At 71.9% G+C, this 20,126-nt stretch carries 21 protein-coding genes and 2 riboswitches; of the genes, 12 read left to right on the top strand and 9 right to left on the bottom strand.

Annotated features, from left to right (window positions below; all coding sequences use genetic code 11):
• Positions 1–5: 5 nt before the first annotated feature.
• From ACZ5DC_RS30915 to ACZ5DC_RS30890, 6 genes are all read left to right on the top strand, one after another.
• Positions 6–1,229: a L,D-transpeptidase gene (locus ACZ5DC_RS30915; protein WP_468658117.1), complete on the top strand. Its 1,224-nt coding sequence runs from the start codon at positions 6–8 to the stop codon at positions 1,227–1,229.
• A gap of 158 nt (positions 1,230–1,387) precedes the next feature.
• Positions 1,388–2,623, top strand: a complete 1,236-nt coding sequence (locus ACZ5DC_RS30910) for a L,D-transpeptidase (RefSeq protein WP_468658115.1) — start codon at positions 1,388–1,390, stop codon at positions 2,621–2,623.
• 80 nt (positions 2,624–2,703) lie between these two features.
• On the top strand, positions 2,704–3,471 hold the full coding sequence (locus ACZ5DC_RS30905) for an enoyl-CoA hydratase/isomerase family protein (protein ID WP_468658113.1): 768 nt from the start codon (positions 2,704–2,706) through the stop codon (positions 3,469–3,471).
• Positions 3,472–3,665: 194 nt separating this feature from the next.
• The gene (locus ACZ5DC_RS30900; RefSeq protein ID WP_468658111.1) at positions 3,666–4,274 is read left to right on the top strand and encodes an ATP-binding protein; all 609 of its coding nucleotides are present in this window, start codon (positions 3,666–3,668) and stop codon (positions 4,272–4,274) included.
• Positions 4,275–4,344: 70 nt separating this feature from the next.
• Positions 4,345–5,133, top strand: coding sequence for a polysaccharide deacetylase family protein (locus ACZ5DC_RS30895; protein ID WP_468658109.1), 789 nt, complete (start codon positions 4,345–4,347; stop codon positions 5,131–5,133).
• Positions 5,133–6,320, top strand: coding sequence for a YncE family protein (locus ACZ5DC_RS30890; RefSeq protein ID WP_468658107.1), 1,188 nt, complete (start codon positions 5,133–5,135; stop codon positions 6,318–6,320). The genes ACZ5DC_RS30895 and ACZ5DC_RS30890 overlap by 1 nt, the downstream gene beginning before the upstream one ends.
• Here the strand turns inward: ACZ5DC_RS30890 and ACZ5DC_RS30885 are convergent.
• Positions 6,287–6,940, bottom strand: coding sequence for a GNAT family N-acetyltransferase (locus tag ACZ5DC_RS30885; protein WP_468658105.1), 654 nt, complete (start codon positions 6,938–6,940; stop codon positions 6,287–6,289). The two genes, ACZ5DC_RS30890 and ACZ5DC_RS30885, sit on opposite strands and share 34 nt — an antisense overlap.
• A 194-nt stretch (positions 6,941–7,134) precedes the next feature.
• Between ACZ5DC_RS30885 and ACZ5DC_RS30880 the strand changes: the two genes are divergently transcribed.
• Positions 7,135–7,347 (top strand): EF-hand domain-containing protein, encoded by a 213-nt coding sequence (locus tag ACZ5DC_RS30880; RefSeq protein WP_366753877.1) that lies wholly within the window; start codon positions 7,135–7,137, stop codon positions 7,345–7,347.
• A 74-nt stretch (positions 7,348–7,421) separates the two neighbouring features.
• Here the strand turns inward: ACZ5DC_RS30880 and ACZ5DC_RS30875 are convergent, their stop codons facing one another.
• Complete coding sequence (locus ACZ5DC_RS30875; protein ID WP_468658103.1) at positions 7,422–8,246, bottom strand: ABC transporter ATP-binding protein; 825 nt, start codon at positions 8,244–8,246, stop codon at positions 7,422–7,424.
• Complete coding sequence (locus ACZ5DC_RS30870) at positions 8,243–8,437, bottom strand: hypothetical protein (RefSeq protein ID WP_468658101.1); 195 nt, start codon at positions 8,435–8,437, stop codon at positions 8,243–8,245. The genes ACZ5DC_RS30875 and ACZ5DC_RS30870 overlap by 4 nt, the downstream gene beginning before the upstream one ends.
• Positions 8,438–8,621: 184 nt before the next feature.
• Here ACZ5DC_RS30870 and ACZ5DC_RS30865 point away from each other — a divergent pair, with 184 nt between their 5' ends.
• The gene (locus tag ACZ5DC_RS30865) at positions 8,622–9,284 is read left to right on the top strand and encodes an NADPH-dependent F420 reductase (protein ID WP_468658099.1); all 663 of its coding nucleotides are present in this window, start codon (positions 8,622–8,624) and stop codon (positions 9,282–9,284) included.
• A 32-nt stretch (positions 9,285–9,316) separates the two neighbouring features.
• Here ACZ5DC_RS30865 and ACZ5DC_RS30860 read toward each other — a convergent pair whose 3' ends face one another.
• From ACZ5DC_RS30860 to gcvT, 6 genes are all read right to left on the bottom strand, one after another.
• On the bottom strand, positions 9,317–9,874 hold the full coding sequence (locus ACZ5DC_RS30860) for a glycoside hydrolase family 25 protein (RefSeq protein WP_468658097.1): 558 nt from the start codon (positions 9,872–9,874) through the stop codon (positions 9,317–9,319).
• Positions 9,875–9,910: 36 nt separating this feature from the next.
• Positions 9,911–10,933 (bottom strand): phosphatidylinositol-specific phospholipase C domain-containing protein, encoded by a 1,023-nt coding sequence (locus ACZ5DC_RS30855; protein ID WP_468658095.1) that lies wholly within the window; start codon positions 10,931–10,933, stop codon positions 9,911–9,913.
• Positions 10,934–11,481: 548 nt separating this feature from the next.
• Positions 11,482–12,849, bottom strand: coding sequence for an L-serine ammonia-lyase (locus ACZ5DC_RS30850; protein ID WP_468658093.1), 1,368 nt, complete (start codon positions 12,847–12,849; stop codon positions 11,482–11,484).
• A 62-nt stretch (positions 12,850–12,911) separates the two neighbouring features.
• A complete protein-coding gene (gene glyA / locus ACZ5DC_RS30845; RefSeq protein WP_366753803.1) occupies positions 12,912–14,177 on the bottom strand; it encodes a serine hydroxymethyltransferase in 1,266 nt (421 codons plus the stop codon).
• A gap of 14 nt (positions 14,178–14,191) precedes the next feature.
• A complete protein-coding gene (gene gcvH / locus ACZ5DC_RS30840) occupies positions 14,192–14,569 on the bottom strand; it encodes a glycine cleavage system protein GcvH (RefSeq protein ID WP_468658091.1) in 378 nt (125 codons plus the stop codon).
• A gap of 137 nt (positions 14,570–14,706) precedes the next feature.
• Positions 14,707–15,825, bottom strand: coding sequence for a glycine cleavage system aminomethyltransferase GcvT (gcvT, locus tag ACZ5DC_RS30835; protein WP_468658089.1), 1,119 nt, complete (start codon positions 15,823–15,825; stop codon positions 14,707–14,709).
• 42 nt (positions 15,826–15,867) lie between these two features.
• Positions 15,868–15,980: riboswitch (glycine riboswitch) on the bottom strand.
• Positions 15,981–16,076: riboswitch (glycine riboswitch) on the bottom strand. It lies immediately after the preceding riboswitch.
• A 179-nt stretch (positions 16,077–16,255) separates the two neighbouring features.
• On the opposite strand from gcvT, the gene ACZ5DC_RS30830 reads away from it, so the two are divergent.
• The 4 genes from ACZ5DC_RS30830 to ACZ5DC_RS30815 all read left to right on the top strand — a co-directional run bounded on the left by ACZ5DC_RS30830 (position 16,256) and on the right by ACZ5DC_RS30815 (position 20,112).
• A complete protein-coding gene (locus tag ACZ5DC_RS30830; RefSeq protein WP_468658087.1) occupies positions 16,256–16,924 on the top strand; it encodes an AAA family ATPase in 669 nt (222 codons plus the stop codon).
• 66 nt (positions 16,925–16,990) lie between these two features.
• Positions 16,991–17,782 carry an enhanced serine sensitivity protein SseB gene (locus tag ACZ5DC_RS30825; RefSeq protein ID WP_468658085.1) on the top strand — a complete coding sequence of 264 codons (792 nt, stop codon included), beginning with the start codon at positions 16,991–16,993 and terminating at the stop codon, positions 17,780–17,782.
• A 196-nt stretch (positions 17,783–17,978) separates the two neighbouring features.
• Entirely contained in the window at positions 17,979–18,764 is a 786-nt protein-coding gene (locus tag ACZ5DC_RS30820) for an enhanced serine sensitivity protein SseB C-terminal domain-containing protein (RefSeq protein WP_225813401.1), read from the top strand.
• A 349-nt stretch (positions 18,765–19,113) separates the two neighbouring features.
• Positions 19,114–20,112, top strand: coding sequence for an ABC transporter permease (locus ACZ5DC_RS30815; RefSeq protein WP_468658083.1), 999 nt, complete (start codon positions 19,114–19,116; stop codon positions 20,110–20,112).
• Positions 20,113–20,126 lie beyond the last annotated feature (14 nt).

Below are 20,126 nucleotides of genomic sequence, written 5' to 3'. Positions count from 1 at the left end.
CTCGCGTGAGGCACGCAACTGGACGCGCACGGCGCGCGGGGGCCGCGCTGGCCGCCGTACTGACATGGGCGGGGCTGCTCGCGGGCTGCTCCATGGACGGCTCGGGCCCCCTGGGCATGGGCGGGCAGCCGGGCAGGCCCCCGGCCCCCGAGGACGTCATCCGGGTGACCCCCGACGACGGCAGCAAGGCCGTGCGTCCGGGTGACCGGCTACAGGTACGGGTGCCCGGCGGGCGCCTGGAGAAGGTGACCGTGGTCAGGTCGCAGGACGCGCAGCAGACCCCGGTCCCGGGGCGCATCAGCGAGGACGGGCTGACCTGGCGGCCCGACGAGGACCGGCTGGCGCTGGCCGCCAGGTACACCGTCGACGCGGTCGCGCTGGACTCCCACGGCCGCCGCTCGGCCCGGCACACCACGTTCACCACCTACGTCCCCGACAAGCGGTTCATCGCCTACGTCAGCCCCGAGAACCGCGCCACCGTCGGCACCGGCATGATCGTCTCGCTCGCCTTCAGCCAGCAGATCACCGACCGTGCCGCCGTCCAGCGCGCGGTCCGGATCAGCGCGCGGCCCCCGGTGGAGATCCGCCCGCACTGGTTCGGCAAGGACCGCCTGGACTTCCGTCCCGAGCGGTACTGGAAACCCGGCACCGAGGTGACCGTCGACCTGGACCTGCGGGACGTCCAGGGCGCCCGCGGGATCTACGGCCTCCAGGACAGGACGTTCTCCTTCACCGTCGGCCGCAGCCAGGTCTCCGTGGTCGACGCGGCCCGGCACACCATGGACGTCCGGCGCGACGGGCACCTCCTCGCCACCGTCCCCATCACCGCGGGCGCGCCCAAGCACCCGACGTACAACGGGAAGATGGTGGTGATGGACATGCTGGAGGTCACCCGCATGAACAGCCAGACGGTCGGGCTGGGCGCCGAGTACGACATCCCCGACGTCCCGCACGCCATGAAGCTCACCGACTCCGGCACCTTCCTGCACGGCAACTACTGGGCGCCGGACGCCCCCGGACAGGTCAACGTCAGCCACGGCTGCGTGGGCCTCATGGACGTCAAGGGCGGCAGTTCGGACACCCCGGCGGGCTGGTTCTTCGACCGCAGTCTCGTCGGCGACGTCATCGAGGTGGTCAACAGCAAGGACAAGACCGTCGCCCCCGACAACGGCCTCGGCGGCTGGAACATGGGCTGGAAGGAATGGAAGGCGGGCGGCGCGGTGAAGTAACCGGGTGAGGGGGCGGGGCGCGCGGCGCGGGTGCCGGGCGGAAGTTGCGACGGAACGGTGACATTCGCCTGACACCCCGCTCAAATCCTGGCAGTTAATATGCGCGCACAACGTGGTGGGGAGCGGGCCTGACCAGGGCCGCTGGAGGGGAGAACAACGTGAACACGCGGCCTGTGGCGGGGGCGTCGGCTCGGGGGCGACGAGGCCGTGGGGTACTGGCGGTCATAGCCGGCGCCCTGGCGCTGTCGCTCGCCGCGTGCGGCGGGGGCGACGACTCGGGCTCCGGTTCGGCGGACGGCAAGGGCAAGGACGCCGGCGGCCGCAAGGGCGCGCAGTCCACGGCCGCGGTCAGCATCGCGCCCGCGTCCGGTGCCACCGGCGTCGACACCAGCGGGGCGCTCAAGGTCGCCGTCGCCCGGGGCAAGCTGACCGAGGTCACCGTCAAGGACGCCAAGGGCGGGAAGGTCGAGGGCGCGATATCCGGCGGCGGCGCCTCCTGGACGCCGTCGACCCATCTGGCCGCCGGCACCAGGTACACGGTGCACGCGGTCGCCAAGGACGCCGAGGGCCGCGAGGCCGCCGAGGACTCCACCTTCACGACGCTGACCCCGAAGAACACCTTCGTCGGCTACTTCACCCCCGAGGACGGTTCCACCGTCGGCGTCGGGATGCCGTTCTCCATACGCTTCACCCGGGGCATCACCAGCCCGGACGCGGTCGAGAAGGCCATCCGCGTCAAGACCGAGCCGGCCGTCGACGTCGAGGGCCACTGGTTCGGCAACGACCGCCTGGACTTCCGCCCCGAGAAGTACTGGAAGGCAGGCACCAAGGTCACCGTCGACCTCGACCTGGACGGCGTCGAGGGCCGCGACGGCGTCTACGGCAAGCAGCGCAAGACCGTGAAGTTCACCATCGGCCGCAACCAGGTCTCCGTCGTGGACGCCAAGAAGCACACGATGAAGGTCACCCAGGACGGCAAGGTCGTCAGGACGCTCCCCGTCACCACCGGCAAGCCCGGCTACGACACCTGGAACGGCCAGATGGTCATGAGCGAGAAGCTCACCGTCACCCGGATGAACGGCGAGACCGTCGGCTACGGCGGCGAGTACGACATCAAGGACGTCCCGCACGCCATCCGCCTCACCAACTCCGGCACCTTCATCCACGGCAACTACTGGGCACCGGACGCCCCCGGCCACTACAACGCCAGCCACGGCTGCGTCGGCCTGCGCGACGTGCGCGGCGGCTCCGACAGGTCCGTCCCGGGCGCCTGGTTCTTCAGCCACTCGATGATCGGTGACGTGGTCGTCGTCAAGAACTCCCACGACGCCACGGTGGCTCCCGACAACGGCCTCAACGGCTGGAACATGTCGTGGGCCGACTGGAAGAAGTGAGCCCCGTCCGACACACGGGCCCGGAGCTGTGACCTACGGCACCGGGCCCATTGTCGTTAGTGGCCGTTAACCTGACCCCCATGACCGTCACTCTCGAAGTCGCCGAAGGCGTCGGCACCCTGCGGCTCGACCGGCCGCCGATGAACGCGCTGGACATCGCCACCCAGGACCGGCTGAAGGCGCTGGCCGAGGAGGCCGCGGACCGCGACGACGTGCGCGCCGTGGTGATCTACGGCGGCGAGCGGGTGTTCGCGGCGGGCGCGGACATCAAGGAGATGCAGGCCATGGACCACGCGGCGATGGTCCGGCGCTCCCGAGCCCTCCAGGACTCCTTCACCGCCGTCGCCCGCATCCCCAAGCCCGTCGTCGCGGCCATCACCGGTTACGCCCTCGGCGGCGGCTGCGAGCTGGCCCTGTGCGCCGACTACCGCATCGCCGCCGACAACGCCAAGCTCGGCCAGCCCGAGATCCTGCTCGGCCTGATCCCGGGCGCCGGCGGCACCCAGCGGCTGCCCCGGCTGATCGGCCCCTCCAAGGCCAAGGACCTCATCTTCACGGGCCGTCAGGTCAAGGCCGACGAGGCCCTCGCCATCGGCCTGGTGGACCGTGTCGTGCCGGCCGCCGAGGTGTACGAGCAGGCGCACGCCTGGGCCGCGCGGCTCGCCCAGGGCCCGGCCATCGCGCTGCGCGCGGCCAAGGAGGCCGTCGACACCGGCCTGGAGGCCGACATCGACACCGGGCTCGCCGTCGAACGGAACTGGTTCGCCGGTCTGTTCGCCACCGAGGACCGCGAGCGCGGCATGCGCAGCTTCGTGGAGGAGGGGCCGGGCAAGGCCAAGTTCGTCTGACCGTCAACCGAGTGAACACCCCGCCGACTTTCGCGCGGGGTCTTGCAATTGACGCGTCGTCTCATTCGGGTCCCTCGATGGGGCGGTTTATGGGAGCCTTGACGGAACCTTGAGCCTGCCTCGTCGAGGGGGTCCGACGATTGCCCGGAAGTGAATCGTCGCCGCAGGTCAACCGGGCGGTGCCAGACATCGACATGCCAACGGCATATGCCGAACGGCGGGTGCGGGGCGGGGGCGTGCGGGGGGCGTATTCCTCGGGAACGGCCCCCAAGACGGCTCCGGACGGCCATCATGGGGGCATGGCGGGGCTGGAGGGCATCGAACAGCCGCGGGGAGACAGCCGTGCGGCCGCGGCGCGCTGGTCACCCGCGGTCGAGGACGAACAGGGGCTCAAGGCGCTCGAACTGTTCGGGAACCCGACGGAGGCGGAGGTCCCGCTGCCGTCCCGCCCGGAGTCCGCGGCCACCGCCCGCCGGCTCGCCCAGGTCGTCGTCCTGCGCACCTGGCGGCTCACCCCCAAACTGGCCGAGGACGCCGTCCTGCTCGTGTCGGAGCTCGTCGGCAACGCCGTACGGCACACCGGCGCCCGTGTCTTCGGCCTGCGGATGCGCCGCCGCACCGGCTGGATCCGGGTCGAGGTCCGCGACCCCTCGCGCGGGCTGCCCTGCCTGATGCCGGTCCAGGAACTGGACGTCAGCGGACGCGGACTGTTCCTCGTCGACAAACTGGCCGACCGCTGGGGCGTGGACCTGCTGCCGCGGGGCAAGACGACGTGGTTCGAGATGCGGGTCGCCGACCGCTGAGACCCGGCGGGGCGTCCGGTTGCGCCATCCGCGGCGCCAATCGCCCGGTTTCTTACCGATCGCCCCTTAAATGGTGCAGGTGACCCCCACCCACCGCCGTGATGTGCTGCGCACCGGCGCCGGAATCGTCGCCGGCGGTGCGCTCGCCGCCGGATGCGGCACCGGACACGCCGCCCGGCCCCCCGTCCCGGCCGCCCCCGTGCCGTCCCCGTCGCAATCCCCGCCGAAACCGCCGCCGGGGCCCCGCGCCTACCCCGGCCTCCCGGCCCAGATCACCCACGGCCCCCGCACCCGCCCCCAGGTGGCCCTCACCTTCCACGGCCAGGGGGACCCCGCCCTGGCCCGCGCCCTGCTCGACACCGCCGAACGGCGCGGCGCGCGGCTCACCGTGCTCGCCGTCGGCACCTGGCTGGACCAGCACCCGGACCTCGCCCGCCGCATCCTCGACGGCGGCCACGACCTCGGCAACCACACCCAGCGGCACATCGGCGTCAACACCCTGCCCGAGGCGGAGGCCCGCCGGGAGATCACCGACTGCGCCACGCGGCTCAAGCGGCTCACCGGCTCCATCGGCACCTGGTTCCGCCCCTCCCGCGCCCCGGCCGCCTCCCCGCTCGTCGCCCGGCTGGCCCGCGCCGCCGGCTACCCGCACGTGCTGTCGTACGACGTCGACTCGCTCGACTACACCCGCCCCGGCGCCGCCGCCGTCATCCGCGAGGTCCTCGCCGGCGCGCGCAACGGATCGGTGGTGAGCCTGCACTTCGGATACCCCGACACCGTCGCCGCCCTCCCCGACGTCCTGACCGAACTCGGCCGCCGCGGACTGCGCGCGGTCACCACCACGGAGCTGCTGAGCTGATGCGAACCACGAAAGCCGCCCGGCTGCTGGCCGCCGGTGCCGCCGTCACCGCCCTGACCCTGCTCTCCGCGTGCGGCGGCGGGTCCCACGACCACGCGGACGAGCCCGCCGGCAGCAAGGCGCCGGTCCAGCCGAAGGTGAAGAAGCCGCTGGTCGACGTGTTGCCGGGGATGCCACCGGTGGACGACCCGGCCGACCTCTACGCCGCCGACCGGCCGAACCGGCTCTCGCCCGCGGTCAAGGGCTTCCCCTCCCGGGTGTACGTCCCCAACACCAACTCCGACACCGTCACCGTCATCGACCCCGCCACCTACCGGATCGTCGAGACCATCCCGGTCGGCCGCCAGCCCCAGCACGTCGTGCCGTCCTGGGACCTGAAGACCCTCTGGGTCAACAACGACCTCGGCAACAGCCTCACCCCGATCGACCCGAGGACCGGCCGGGCCGGCGAACCGGTCGCCGTGCACGACCCGTACAACCTGTACTTCACGCCCGACGGCAAGTACGCCGTCGTCATGGCCTCCATGGACCGCCAGCTGGTCTTCCGCGACGCGCACACCATGAAGGTCGTCAAGGCCCTTCCGGTCAGCTGCTACGGCGTCAACCACGCCGACTTCTCCATCGACGGCCGCTACTTCATCGTCTCCTGCGAGTTCAGCGGCGAGATCCTCAAGGTCGACACGGCACGGATGAAGGTCGTCGCCCAGGAGAAGCTGCCGTTCCAAGGCGCCATGCCGCAGGACGTCAAGATCTCCCCGGACGGCAAGCTGTTCTACATCGCCGACATGATGGCCGACGGCCTGTGGATCCTGGACGGCGACAAGTTCACCCGGCCCCGGTTCCTCGCCACCGGCAAGGGCGCCCACGGCCTCTACGTCAGCCGCGACTCCCGCGAGATGTACATCTCCAACCGGGGCGAGGGCACCATCTCGATCTTCGACTTCACCCGGAACCGGCTCACCAAGAAGTGGCGCCTGCCCGGCGGCGGCAGCCCCGACATGGGCGGGGTCTCCGCCGACGGCAAGGTCCTGTGGCTCTCCGGCCGCTACAACGCCGAGGTGTACGCCATCGACACCCGCACCGGCGCGCAGGTGGCCCGCATCAAGGTCGGCAGCGGCCCGCACGGCCTCGCCGTCTACCCCCAGCCGGGCCGCTACTCACTGGGGCACACCGGCATCTTCCGCTGAAGCAGCAGTTCCGCGCCCACCGGACGGTACCCGGCGGCCTGGAACGCCCGCAGGCTGCGGGCGTTCCCCGGCGCCACCTGGGCCCACAGCGGCTCCGCGGCAAGCTGCCGGGCGGCGGTCACCAGCAGCCGTCCGAGCCCCCGGTGCCGGGCGTCCTCGGCCACCTCGACCGACACCTCCAGCCGCCCGGCGAACCCGCGCCCCATGACCAGCACCCCGCCGTCGGCCACCCAGGCCCGCACCTCGTCCCGGCGCCCTCGGGCGTACCGGATCCGGGGGTGCCCGGCGTCCTCGATCTCCGTCAGCGCGAGCGGGGGTCCACCCGGCAGCGGGTCGCCCACCAGCACCGCGTCGACGGTCTCGGCCCGGCGTCCGGTCCGGTCCAGGAGGGCGGTCAGGAAGCGCGGGTTCAGCGTGGCCGCCAGGGGATCGCAGTCCAGGCCGCGCAGCGTCTCGTACACCCACCCCGGGTCCTCGTCGGTGACGACCACCGAGTGCGCGGTGAAGGACAGCACCCCGGCGTCCCGCGGCGAGGGCTGCGCCACGACCGTCGTACCGCCGTCCGCCGGCGGGAAGACACCGGCCGCCGCCGCGTCGAGGATGTCCCGCAAGGTCTCCAAGGCCCGCTCCTTGAGTCGCCGCCCACTGAAAGGCCCAGACTCGCAGACATGATCGAGGACGGCACCGGGGTTCTCAGCGTCGGCGGGGACCGCGCCTGGGTGGTCGCCGCACTCCGCTTTCGTGCGGGCCGTTAACCTGACCAGCGTCAGTACGCCAGCACGGCATGAGAAACACGAACAAAAGGGGCGGATCGGTGGCGGACATCGAGGAAGCACGCAAGCAGTTCCAGCGGATCGACGCGGACGGTGACGGATTCATCACCGCAGCGGAGTTCAAGTCCGCCCTCGCGCAGCAGGGTGACTGGAACGTCACCGAGACGGTCGCGGAGGCCGTCATCAAGACCCGTGACCTCAACGGCGACAAGGTGCTGTCGTTCGACGAGTTCTGGGCCTACCTGAACAAGTGACCCGCCGGCGACAGGGGTGCCCGCCCCGAGCGGCCCGGGCACCCCCTTCGTCACGCAGGCACGCAGGCACGCAGTCACGCACTCGTGCCGTCGTGCCGTCGCGCCCCGCGCCGGATGCGCACGCTCCAGCGCCCCTCGTGCCGCTCCAGCGTCAACGGCAGGTCGAAGCACTTGCCGACCTGGTCACCGGTGAGCACCGACGCGACCGGCCCCGAGGCCAGCACCCGTCCGTCGCGCAGCAGCACGGCGTGCGTGGTGCCCGCCGGCAGCTCCTCCAGATGATGGGTGACCAGCACCGTCGCCAGCGCCGGATGAGCCGCCCGCAGTTCCTCCAGCGCGTCGATCAGCTGTTCCCGGCCGGGCAGGTCGAGGCCGGTCGCCGGCTCGTCCAGGAGCAGCAGCCGCGGCTCGGGCATCAGCGCACGCGCGATCAGCGTCCGGCCGCGCTGCCCCTGCGAGAGCGTCGGCCACCGGGCGTCCCGCAGCGCCCCCAGCCCCAGCGTGGCCAGCAGCGCCTCGGCCCGCTCCGTCTGCTCCGGGGTGGGCCGCCACCGGGGGACCGGCTCGACCGAGTTCGTCGCCCCCGTGAGCACCACGTCCCGTACCCGCAGCGGCGAGGTCAGCGGATGGCGCGGGTCGACGTGCCCGACCAGGGTCCGCAACTCGCGCAGGTCCACCCGGCCCAGCCGGTGCCCGAGCACCTCCACCGCGCCCCGGGTCGGATGGACCACCGCGCCGAGCAGCCCCAGCAGCGTGGACTTGCCCGCGCCGTTGGCGCCGAGCAGCGCCCAGTGCTCACCGGCCCGGACGGTCAGCGAGACCTCCTGGAGGATGGGCCGCCCGTCCCGGACGACGTGCACGTCCTCGGCGCGCAGCACCTCCGTCGTCGTCTCCGTCATCGCCGCACCGCCCGCTTCCCCGCGGACAGCATCGCGAAGGCGGTCAGCGGGCCGGCGGAGAACGCCGTGGGGACCGGTTCCCCGGCGTAGGGGGGCCGCGGGCGCGCGGGAAGCCGGTCGCAGGGCCAGGTGTCGCCGGGGCCGGCCACGGGGCCGGCCCCTCGGGCGTGGAGGTTCGGGGCGAGGGTCACCCGGTCGACGTTACCGGTGCGCTCACCGTTGCCGGACAGGCGGCCCTCCACGTCCGGCGGGCGCCCAGGGCGCCGGCCGGACGGCCGTCACCGATTCGGCGCACGGCGCGGAATAGGCCGGGACCCGGTGAGGTTGTCCGGAGAACATCCCATGCATGCGCATAGACCATCCGGAGGGTCAGCCATGAAGATCGGCATCATCGGCGCGGGGAACATCGGCGGCAACCTCACCCGGCGGCTCACCGCCCTCGGCCATGACGTCTCCGTCGCCAACTCCCGCGGCCCCGAGACGCTCCGCGACCTGGCGGAGGAGACCGGCGCGACCCCCGTCCGGGCCGAGGACGCCGCCAAGGACGCCCAGGTCGTGGTCGTCACGGTGCCGCTGAAGGCGGTTCCGGACCTGCCCGCCGGCCTGCTGGACGGCGCGGCCGAGGGCGTCGCGGTGATCGACACCGGCAACTACTACCCGCAGCAGCGGGACGGCCGGATCACGGCCATCGAGGACGAGGGCCTCACCGAGAGCCGCTGGACCGAGCGGCACCTCGGCCACCCGGTGGTCAAGGCGTTCAACGGCACCTACGCCCAGGACATCCTGGACCGGCCGCGCCCTTCGGGCGACCCCGAGCGCATGGCCCTCCCGGTCGCCGGCGACGACGAGGCGGCCAAGCGCGTCGTGCGCGACCTGATCGACGAACTCGGCTTCGACACCGTCGACGCCGGCGGCATCGACGACTCCTGGCGCCAGCAGCCCGGCACCCCCGTCTACGGCCTCCGCGCCGGCGTGGAAGCCGTACGCAAGGCCCTCGCGGAGGCGTCCCCGGAGCGCCCGGCGGACTTCCGGGGCTGACCGGCGGTGAGGCGGGAGGGGCCACGAGCGCGTCACGCGCTCGTGGCCCACTCCTTCAGCGCCGCCTTGCTCGAGAAGTCGGCCACGTCCTTGTCGTGGGGTTCGCTGGTGTACTGGTGGAACCGCCACCTGGCCTTGATCCGGGGCTTGCCCGCGGTGACGTAGTCGGCGATCCACAGCCCGTCCCCGGCGTAGGAGGTGGTGTCGACGTTCAGCCAGAAGTGGCGGTTGCAGTAGAGCACCACCCGGTTGTCCGGCCGCAGTTCCTTCAGCTTGCGGATGAAGCGGTCCTTCTCCGCGTTGCTCGCGTGCGTGCCGTCGCCGGTGGTCTCCCAGTCGACGGCCAGGAGATCGCCGCGGCGGTCCGGGGCGTGACTGAGGAAGTACTCGGCCTGGGCGGTGAGGTCTCCGGGCCACAGGAAGTGGTAGAAGCCGACGACCAGGCCCGCGTCACGGCCGTGCTTGGCCTGGGCCGCGAGTCTGGGATTGACGTACGAACGGCCCTCCGTCGCCTTGATGAAGACGAAGGAGAGACCGCTCGTCGCGTAGGAGGAGGACTGGTAGGCGCTCACGTCGATGCCATGCAGCATGTGAAGGTTGTCCCCCGTGGGCGCCGTTGTGGAACCTCAGCTCCGGGTGGTCACCGAACTCAGGGCGGAGGCGGACTTCGCCGACCAGTCCGAGGTGATCAGACTGGCGTGGTTCTCGGCCAACAGGGCGAGGCGCGCGGCGACTTCCGCGTCCGTCGGAGTGGTGGAGGAGATGGCCGGCGACACGTTGTGGGCGTCGGTGGTGATGAGGATGTAGTGGTTCGCGGAGTAGAACGAGGTGTCGTAGCCGTTGTCGACGTACGTGGCCGCGTCACCGTCGAAGAACACGAACCAGGGGCGGATCGAGGCGTCGTAGCGGCTGGTGCGCGGGTCGCCGTTCGCCGCGCCGAGGACGACGGGGAAGGCCTGGGCCGCCGAGATGTTCCCGGCCGCCTTCAGGTCGCGCAGGTGGTCGCCGTACTCCTCGTCCGTCCAGTAGCTGTCGAACGGGTTGGACTGCTCCACCGTGCCCGGGATCAGGTCGAAGAGGAACTTGCCCTTGAGGGCGTCCCGGGCGGGCCAGGCGTTGGCCTTCGCGGCTGCGTCCAGTGTGCCGTACGTGCCGCCGAGCAGGTCGGCCGGCTTGTAGACGCTGCTGCCCAGCTTCTGCGCGACGAGCGTGTCGAACTCGTCCGGTCCGAGGCCCGCCTTGTCGTTGAAGCCGACCTTCATCTCGACCTTGACGACGATCGGCGGGTGGTCGGGGTGGAGCTGGTTCCAGGCGGCCATGTTGTCCAGGCAGCTGCCGAGGTCCTGGTTGCGGCTCTTGCTGTACAGCTCGCCCGGGGTCTTCGCCGCCTCGCAGTTGTTGTCGTTGCCCAGCGGGTTGCTGTGGCTGACCCGCCAGCGGTGGCTGATGCTGTCGACGTAGACGTCCAGTTCCAGCAGCGAGGCGCCGGAGTCCAGCGCCTGGGCGAAGTAGGTGTACTTGGCCTTGTCGTACGCGTTGTGCGTGCCGATGGCCGTCGTCTCGGAGAACTTCGGCGACGCCGCGTGCGCGTTGCCCGGCACCACCACCAACGAAGCGGCGGCCCCCACGAGCGCCACCAGCCGTCTCATCCCGCGTATCACCGAACTCCCTTTCGCAGCCGTCGAGTTGGCGGCAGCGTAGGGCCAAGCGGTTACTGTGCGGTAGCCCTTGAGGGAACATCAGGAGAGCCGCGGCACCGCCGACCGGGCGCCGGGCCGGTGGTACGGCCCCCTCTGCCGGGCGGGTCACCGGCTCACGGCGCGGGGGCCGGCCGGACGTGACGGCGCCGCCCCGTGCGGTGGGCGGGACGGCGGGGACGGACGGGTGCCCGTCAGGGGGCGGCGGGGGTCACCGCGCGGTGGGGTCGGGTGGCCGGAGCTGGGTCGAGGGGCGTGGTCCGCCGGGCGTGACGCGCCGCCCCGTTCGGTGGGCGGGGCGGCTGTGTGCCGGGGGAGGCGGCTGGGACGGACGGGGGCCTGTCATCGCGCGGCGGGGTCCACCGCGCGGTGGGGTCGGGTGGCCGGAGCGGGGTCGAGGGGCGGCTTCGTCGGCCCCGTGCCGGGGTGCTCGTGTAGCCCCGCCGGCCCCCTCCGGCGGGCAGGCCGCCGCAGCGTGCCCCCGGTGCCGGGTGGCCGGGTCAGCACTCGATGATGTTCACGGCCAGCCCGCCCCGGGCCGTCTCCTTGTACTTCACGCTCATGTCCGCGCCGGTGTCCTTCATCGTCTTGATGACCTTGTCCAGGGACACCTTGTGGGAGCCGTCGCCGCGCATCGCCATCTTCGCGGCCGTGACCGCCTTCACCGCGGCCATGCCGTTGCGCTCGATGCACGGGATCTGGACCAGGCCGCCGACCGGGTCGCAGGTCAGGCCGAGGTTGTGCTCCATGCCGATCTCGGCCGCGTTCTCCACCTGCTCGGGGGAGCCGCCGAGCACCTCGGCGAGGGCGCCCGCCGCCATGGAGCAGGCCGAGCCCACCTCGCCCTGGCAGCCGACCTCGGCGCCGGAGATGGAGGCGTTCTCCTTGAAGAGCATGCCGATCGCGCCCGCGGCCAGCAGGAACCGGACCACGCCGTCCTCGTCGGCGCCGGGCACGAAGTTGATGTAGTAGTGCAGGACCGCCGGGATGATGCCGGCCGCGCCGTTCGTGGGCGCGGTCACCACACGGCCGCCCGCCGCGTTCTCCTCGTTCACCGCCATCGCGTAGAGCGTGATCCACTCCATGGCGTGCGCCAGCGGGTCGCCCTCGGCGCGCAGCTGGCGGGCCGAGACGGCCGCGCGGCGGCGTACCTTCAGACCGCCCGGCAGGATGCCCTCGCGTGACATGCCCCGCTGCACGCACTCGCGCATCACCCGCCAGATCTCCAGCAGGCCCGCGCGGATCTCCTCCTCGGTGCGCCAGGCCCGCTCGTTCTCCAGCATCAGCGAGGAGATCGACAGGCCCGTCTCCCTCGTCAGGCGCAGCAGCTCGTCGCCCGTGCGGAACGGGTACTTCAGGACCGTGTCGTCCAGCTTGATCCGGTCCGCGCCCACCGCGTCCTCGTCGACGACGAAGCCGCCGCCCACCGAGTAGTACGTCTTGGTGAGCAGTTCCTCGCCGTCGGCGTCGTAGGCCCACAGCGTCATGCCGTTGGCGTGGTACGGCAGCGCCTTGCGGCGGTGCAGCACCAGGTCCCGGTCGAAGTCGAAGGCGATCTCGTGCTCGTCCAGGAGCCGGATCCGCCCCTGCGCCTTGATCGCCTCCACGCGCGCGTCCGCCGTCTCCACGTCCACCGTGCGCGGTGAGTCGCCGGTCAGGCCCAGCAGGACGGCCTTGGGGGTGCCGTGGCCGTGCCCGGTCGCGCCCAGGGAGCCGTACAGCTCCGTGCGGACGGCGGCGGCCTGCTCCAGGACGCCTTCGTTGCGCAGGCGGCGGGCGAACATCCGCGCCGCGCGCATCGGGCCGACCGTGTGGGAGCTGGACGGACCGATGCCGATCGAGAACAGGTCGAAGACCGAGATGGCCACGGTCACTCCTCAAGACAGCAGGGGGGTGGTGGGGCACCCTCGGCGGGTGCCCCACCGGGGACTTACTTGTTCAGGCCCGGGTACAGCGGGTGCTTGTCGGCGAGCGCCTTCACGCGCGCCTTCAGGGCCTCGGCGTCGTAGGACGGCTTCAGCGCCTGCGCGATCACGTCCGCGACCTCGGCGAAGTCCTCGGCCGTGAAGCCGCGGGTCGCCAGGGCCGGCGTGCCGATCCGAAGACCCGAGGTGACCATCGGCGGCCGCGGGTCGTTCGGGACGGCGTTGCGGTTGACCGTGATGCCGACCTCGTGGAGCCGGTCCTCGGCCTGCTGCCCGTCCAGCTCGGACGCGCGCAGGTCCACCAGGATCAGGTGCACGTCCGTGCCGCCGGACAGCACGTTCACGCCGGCCTCGCGGGCGTCCGGGGCCGTCAGGCGCTCGGCGAGGATGCGGGCACCCTCCACCGTACGACGCTGGCGCTCCTTGAAGTCCTCCGAGGCCGCGACCTTGAAGGACACCGCCTTGGCCGCGATCACGTGCTCCAGGGGGCCGCCCTGGAAGCCCGGGAAGACGGAGGAGTTCAGCTTCTTCGCGAAGTCCTTCCGGGCGAGGATGATGCCGCCGCGGGGTCCGCCCAGCGTCTTGTGGGTGGTGGAGGTGACCACGTCGGCGTACGGCACCGGGTTCTCGTGCAGACCGGCCGCGACCAGGCCCGCGAAGTGCGCCATGTCGACCCACAGGTACGCGCCGGCCTCGTCGGCGATCCGGCGGAACCCGGCGAAGTCCAGCTGCCGGGGGTACGCCGACCAGCCCGCGATGATCACCTTGGGGCGGTGCTCCTTGGCGAGCCGCTCGACCTCGGCCATGTCGACCAGGCCGGTCTCGGCGTCCACGTGGTAGGCGACCACGTCGAACTGCTTGCCGGAGAAGTTCAGCCGCATCCCGTGGGTCAGGTGGCCGCCGTGCGCCAGGTCCAGGCCGAGGATGGTGTCCCCGGGCTGGGCCAGCGCGAAGAGGGCCGCCTGGTTCGCGGAGGCGCCGGAGTGGGGCTGCACATTGGCGTACTCCGCGCCGAACAGCTCCTTGACCCGGTCGATGGCGATCTGCTCGGCGACGTCGACGTGCTCGCAGCCGCCGTAGTAGCGGCGGCCCGGGTAGCCCTCGGCGTACTTGTTCGTCAGGACCGAGCCCTGCGCCTCCATCACCGCGAGCGGCGCGAAGTTCTCGGAGGCGATCATCTCCAGGGTCGACTGCTGGCGGTGCAGCTCGGCGTCGACCGCGGCGGCGATCTCCGGGTCCAGCTCGTGCAGGGGCGTGTTCAGGACAGTCATACGGCTACGACTCCTCAGCCGGCGGAAAAGGCGGTGTACTCGTCGGCGGTGAGCAGGTCGGCCGGCTCCTCCGCGACGCGCACCTTGAACAGCCAGCCACCCTCGAAGGGGGCGGAGTTCACCAGCGACGGGTCGTTGACGACGTCCTCGTTGACCTCGGTGACCTCGCCGCTGACCGGCGAGTACAGGTCGGACACCGACTTCGTCGACTCCAGCTCGCCGCAGGTCTCGCCCGCGGACACCGTGGAGCCGACCTCGGGGAGCTGCACGAAGACGACGTCACCGAGCGCGTTGGCCGCGTGCTCCGTGATGCCGACCGTCGCGACGCCGTCCTCGGCGGCCGACAGCCACTCGTGCTCCTTGCTGTAGCGCAGCTGCTGGGGGTTGCTCATGGCCTGAATTCTCCTGTACACGCGAGGGTGCTGATGACGGGGGACTGCGAAAACCGCTGGTGAGCGGGCGAATGTGCGCAGCGTCACGCCCCGGCCACGGGACCGGGGTCCCCGGCGGGCGCGACCGCGCCCAGTGTCTACTTCCGGCGCTTGTAGAACGGCAGCGCCACGACCTGGTACGGCTCGTGGGTGCCCCGGATGTCCACGCCGACGCCTTCGGCGCCCGGCGCCGCGTGCGCCGCGTCGACGTAGGCCATGGCGATCGGCTTGCCCAGGGTGGGGGAGGGGGCGCCGGAGGTGACCTCGCCGATCACCTCGCCGCCGGCGACGACGGCGTACCCGGCGCGCGGCACCCGGCGGCCCTCGGCGACCAGGCCGACCAGGACCCGCGGCGGGTTCTCCTGGGCCCGGGCGGCGGCCTCGGCGAGCGCCTCGCGCCCGACGAAGTCGCCCTCCTTCTCGAACTTGACCACGCGGCCGAGCCCGGCGTCGAACGGGGTGAGGGAGGTGGTCAGTTCGTGCCCGTACAGCGGCATGCCCGCCTCCAGGCGCAGCGTGTCCCGGCAGGACAGCCCGCACGGGACCAGGCCCGCGCCCTCGCCCGCCTTGGTCAGCGCCTGCCACAGCTCGACGGCGTGCTCCGGCGCGACGAACAGCTCGAAGCCGTCCTCGCCGGTGTAACCCGTGCGGGCGATCAGCGCCGGGACGCCGGCGACCGTGCCCGGCAGGCCGGCGTAGTACTTCAGGCCGTCGAGGTCGGCGTCGGTGAGGGACTTCAGGATGCCGGGGGACTCCGGGCCCTGCACGGCGATCAGCGCGTAGGCGTCCCGGTCGTCGCGGACCTCGGCGTCGAAGCCCTCGGCGCGCTCGGTCAGCGCGTCCAGCACCACCTGGGCGTTGGAGGCGTTGGCCACGACCATGTACTCGGTGTCGGCGAGCCGGTAGACGATCAGGTCGTCCAGGATGCCGCCGTCGGCCCGGCAGATCATCGTGTAGCGGGCGCGGCCGACGCCGACGGAGGCGATGTCGCCGACCAGGGCGTGGTTCAGGAACGCGGCGGCCTGCTCGCCGGTGACGGTGATCTCGCCCATGTGGGAGAGGTCGAAGAGACCGGCCCTGGTCCGCACGGCGAGGTGCTCGTCGCGCTCGGAGCCGTAGCGCAGGGGCATGTCCCAGCCCGCGAAGTCGGTCATCGTCGCACCGAGCGCGCGATGCACGGCATCGAGCGCGGTGTGGCGGAGTTCAGTGCTGCTCATCGGACGGTCGTCTCCCAAGGCGAGCGGACAGGCGAGGATCGTTCCTCCCCATCTGTCATCGGAACCTGAGAGGTTCGCCACGACCGCCACGGGGACGACCACGGCTTGCACCTTGGGTGGAGCCACTGACACAGCGGCCCGCTTTTCAGATGTGCCTCGCCCGCGCGGTAACGGGGCCTGAGAGATTCAAGGGAGGGACTTGCTCCTTCGGCGTCCCAGCCCGGGGCTGGGAACTCTCCCGCGCGGATTCAAGCGGCCGGTATGCAGTTGGCGGGCACATCATTGCACGCCGCTCCCCGCCCATCCAGAGCGTGCTCCTTGTGACCGGGCTGTGGCAGAACGCACACGAACCCTCTACCGTTGCCCATTACCTTCTCTTTACACAGAACGGGCATGGGGATGACCGAGCCCCCTGGGGAGGACGATCACGGTGAACAGGACATCGGCCTACGCCGCCGACGCCGGCATCGCGGTGCCGGGACAGCCCTCCGCCCCGGCCCGCGACCGCCGCGCGGACCGTCCCGCCCCGGTCGTCCGCGACCTGCGCGACCGCGCGGGCCGCAGCCCGCACGCCCTGCTCTTCGGCCCCGGTGACCTGGTGGTGATCACCGGCCTGCCCGGCAGCGGCAAGTCCACCCTGATGCACCGCGCGGTCACCGGCCACCGCGTCGACTCCCAGGACACCCGCGACCGCTGGGACGCCCGCGTCCCCCGCCGCGTCCCCTACGCGCTCTACCGCCCCCTGGTCCGCCTCGCCCACTACGCCGCCCTGCGCAGGGCGCTGCGCACCGGCGAGGGCGTCGTCGTGCACGACTGCGGCACCCAGCGCTGGGTGCGCGCCTGGCTGGCCCGCGAGGCCCGGCGCCGCGGCGCCACCCTGCACCTGCTCCTCCTCGACGTCAGCCCCGACACCGCCCGGGCGGGCCAGCGCGAGCGCGGCCGGGGCGTCTCCCGCTACGCCTTCCGCCGCCACCGCCGCACCACCGCCCGGCTGCTGCGCGCGGTGGAGAAGGGGGAGCTGCCCGCCGGCTGCGGCGCGGCGGTGCTGCTGGACCGGGACGCGGCGGACGTCCTCGGCCGGGTCGGCTTCGCGCGGTGAGGCACTGTCACGGCCACCCGCTAGCCTTCTTGCTCCCAGCAGTGGTTCCCAGCAGGCGGTAGGCACATGGACTTCCCGGCGGACGTTCCCGCGGACTTCCCGGCACAGGCGCACCCCCACCCGCACGGCGGTTGGCCCGGCAACGAGCTGGAGGAGGTGCTGTCGGCCTCCCTCGGCATCCCCTCGGCGGGCGGCCGGATCGTCGAGGTCCTCGGGCGCAGCTTCCTGTGGATACCGCTGCCCAACGGCGGGGGCCCGCACAGCGGCCCGCTGGACCTGCCGACGCTGGAGATCGACGGCCAGGTGTACGTCCCGGTGTTCAGCTCCGAGGAGCAGCTGCGCCAGGCGACCGGTTCCCACATGTCGTACACCATCGCCCCCGCCGTGGAGTTCGCGCGCGGCCTGCCGCCGCAGGCGGGCATCGCGGTGAACCCGGGCGGTGTGGTCGGCATCCCGCTGCCGCCCGACGCCGTGGCCGAGCTGTGCCGCGCCGGCCGCACCCCGCTCGACGGGCCCGGCGCCGGCGGCCGGGTCCGCCTGTTCGAACCCGACTGGCAGGACGACCCGGTCGACTTCCTCGCCGCGGCCTCCGCCGAGTTCGCGGGGACCGGCGTGGTCCTCACCGCCCGCCGCTGCCTGGCCGTCATCGAGACGGCCGACCCGGTGATGTTCGTGGGCGTGGAACTCTCCCAGTGGGAGGGCGACGTCCGGAACCTGCCCCTGGACGCCCTCGGCCGGGCCCTCGGCACGGTCCCGGTCGCGTGGCCGGTCAACCTGATCCTCATGGACGTGGCCGAGGACCCGGTCTCCGACTGGCTGAAGACGAACGTCCGGCCCTTCTACCAGTACGGCCACTGAACGCACCCAAAGGGCGCGGGGCCGCATCCGCTACGCGGCTCCGCCGCGGGGCGCGGCCGGCCACGGACGACCCGCACCCGCGTACGAACCCGAGGCCCCGAGCCTCCGGGCGCTTAAGCTGTCTCCAAACGCGGGGCACGGAGCAGAAGGGCCGGTACAACAGGTGAGCGCGAGCCACAGCGGCAGCGTCGAGCACATGCTGCGCCAGGTCACCCCGGGACGCTACGACGCCTACGAGGCCCTGCTCCGCGCCCTCGCCACCCCCTCCTCCGGCCAGATCTGGATGCTCCTGTGGCACGGCCAGGCCGGCTCCCCGGACGCCCAGTACGGGGACATGGAGGTGGACGGCTGCCACTACGCCCCCTGCGTCACCTCCGCCCAGGAGCTGTCGGCCAGCGGCTGGAACCGTTCGTACGAAGTGGTCGACGGCCTGGACGTGGCCCGCACCCTCTATCCCGACCACTACGGCCTCTGGCTCAATCCGCACTCCCCGGGCGGCGGTGTCGGCATCCCCTGGCTGGATCTGCGCCGCATCGCCACCGGCCTGGACCGCCAGCCCGCCGGTCCGCTCCGCCTGTCGGAACCCGGCATCGAGATCCCGCAGTTCTACGCCCTGCTCGCGCAGAACGCGCACCGCACCCCCGCGCTGCGCTCCCTGCGCCGCGCCTGGGTCCAGCCCGCGCTCGGGGCGCCGTATCTGGCCATCGGCCTGGACGTGTACGAGACCTCGCCGGCCGCGGTCGACTCGGTGCGCGCGATGATGCAGCAGTCCATCGGGGCGGTCCCGGAGGGGCTGCCGGTCTCGACGGTCGCGATGACGGACGGCTACGACCCGGTGGTGATGTGGATGCGGGCCAACGCGCGCCCGTTCTACGACCGCGAGGCACACGCCCCCGCGCCGCAGCCGCAGCTTCAGGCGCCGGTCCCGCCGCAGGCCCCGGCCGGCGGGTACGGCTACCCGCCCGTGCACGGCGGTTACTGACAACCGGACTGCGCGGCAGGCTTTCTGAGTCCGGGTCGCAGATTTCACACGGGCACCACACTTCTGCGCGCGTAGACATCGCCCGATCGCCCCGAACCGCGTAGATTCACCGTTCTGTCCCAACTGGCCCACGTCCGATGCCCGTTACCCACTGATCGGATAACGGAATCCCCTGGACTGCATCACGGTTGCGCATACTTTCGCCGTCAGCTCTGGCGGGTGATCGCGGAGACGCTGAAGACTCCCGACTCAGACATGAGGTTGAGACCTCATGCTCGATGGCAAGTCGACAAAGCCGCAATCCGCGGCAGTTCAGGCCGGTCACCACCGGCGAGAGGGGTCGCTCACCGTGACCGCACCGATCGAGACCACCGGGGCGGCAGCCGAGGCACAGCCGGAGGCTGTGCTGGAGGGTGCCGGTAAGGGGCAGATCGAGGGTCGTTCCCTGGGCCAGATCGCCTGGACCCGGTTCAAGAAGGACAAGGTCGCCGTCGCGGGCGGCGTCATCGTCGTCCTGCTGATCCTCGTCGCGATCCTCTCGCGCCCCATCCAGGCCGCGTTCGGGCTCGACCCCAACGCCTTCAACCAGGACCTGATCAGCCCGGACACCTCGCTGCCGAAGGGCAGCTTCGGCGGCATCAGCGCGGATCACCCGCTCGGCGTGGACCCGAAGTTCGGCCGGGACATCGCCACCCGCATCCTGGAGGGCTCCTGGGTGTCGCTGGTGGTCGCCTTCGGCGCCACGGTCCTGTCCAACGTGATCGGCGCCATCATGGGCGTGATCGCGGGCTACTACGGCGGACGGGTGGACTCGATCATCAGCCGGCTGATGGACACGTTCCTCGCCTTCCCCCTCCTGCTGTTCGCCATCTCCATCTCCGCCACCCTCCAGGGCGGCGCGTTCGGTCTGGACGGTCTGCCGCTCCACCTGAGCGTGCTGATCTTCGTCATCGGCTTCTTCAACTGGCCGTACCTGGGCCGGATCGTCCGGGGCCAGACCCTCGCCCTGCGCGAGCGCGAGTTCGTCGACGCCTCCCGGGGCATGGGCGCCAAGGCCCCGTACATCCTGTTCCGGGAGCTGATGCCCAACCTGGTCGGCCCGATCATCGTCTACTCGACGCTGCTCATCCCGACCAACATCCTGTTCGAGGCGTCCCTGAGCTTCCTCGGCGTCGGCATCCAGCCCCCGCAGGCGTCCTGGGGCGGCATGCTCCGGGAGGCGGTCAACTTCTACCAGGTCGACCCGATGTTCATGATCGTCCCTGGTCTCGCCATCTTCATCACCGTCCTGGCGTTCAACCTGCTGGGTGACGGTCTCCGCGACGCTCTCGACCCGCGCAGCCGCTGACGCCTGCCGCGGAG

The sequence above is a fragment of the Streptomyces sp. NPDC031445 genome (assembly GCF_055581365.1).
The sequence above is the reverse complement of the archived record's forward strand: the minus strand, read 5'-3'. Positions and strand labels throughout refer to the sequence as shown.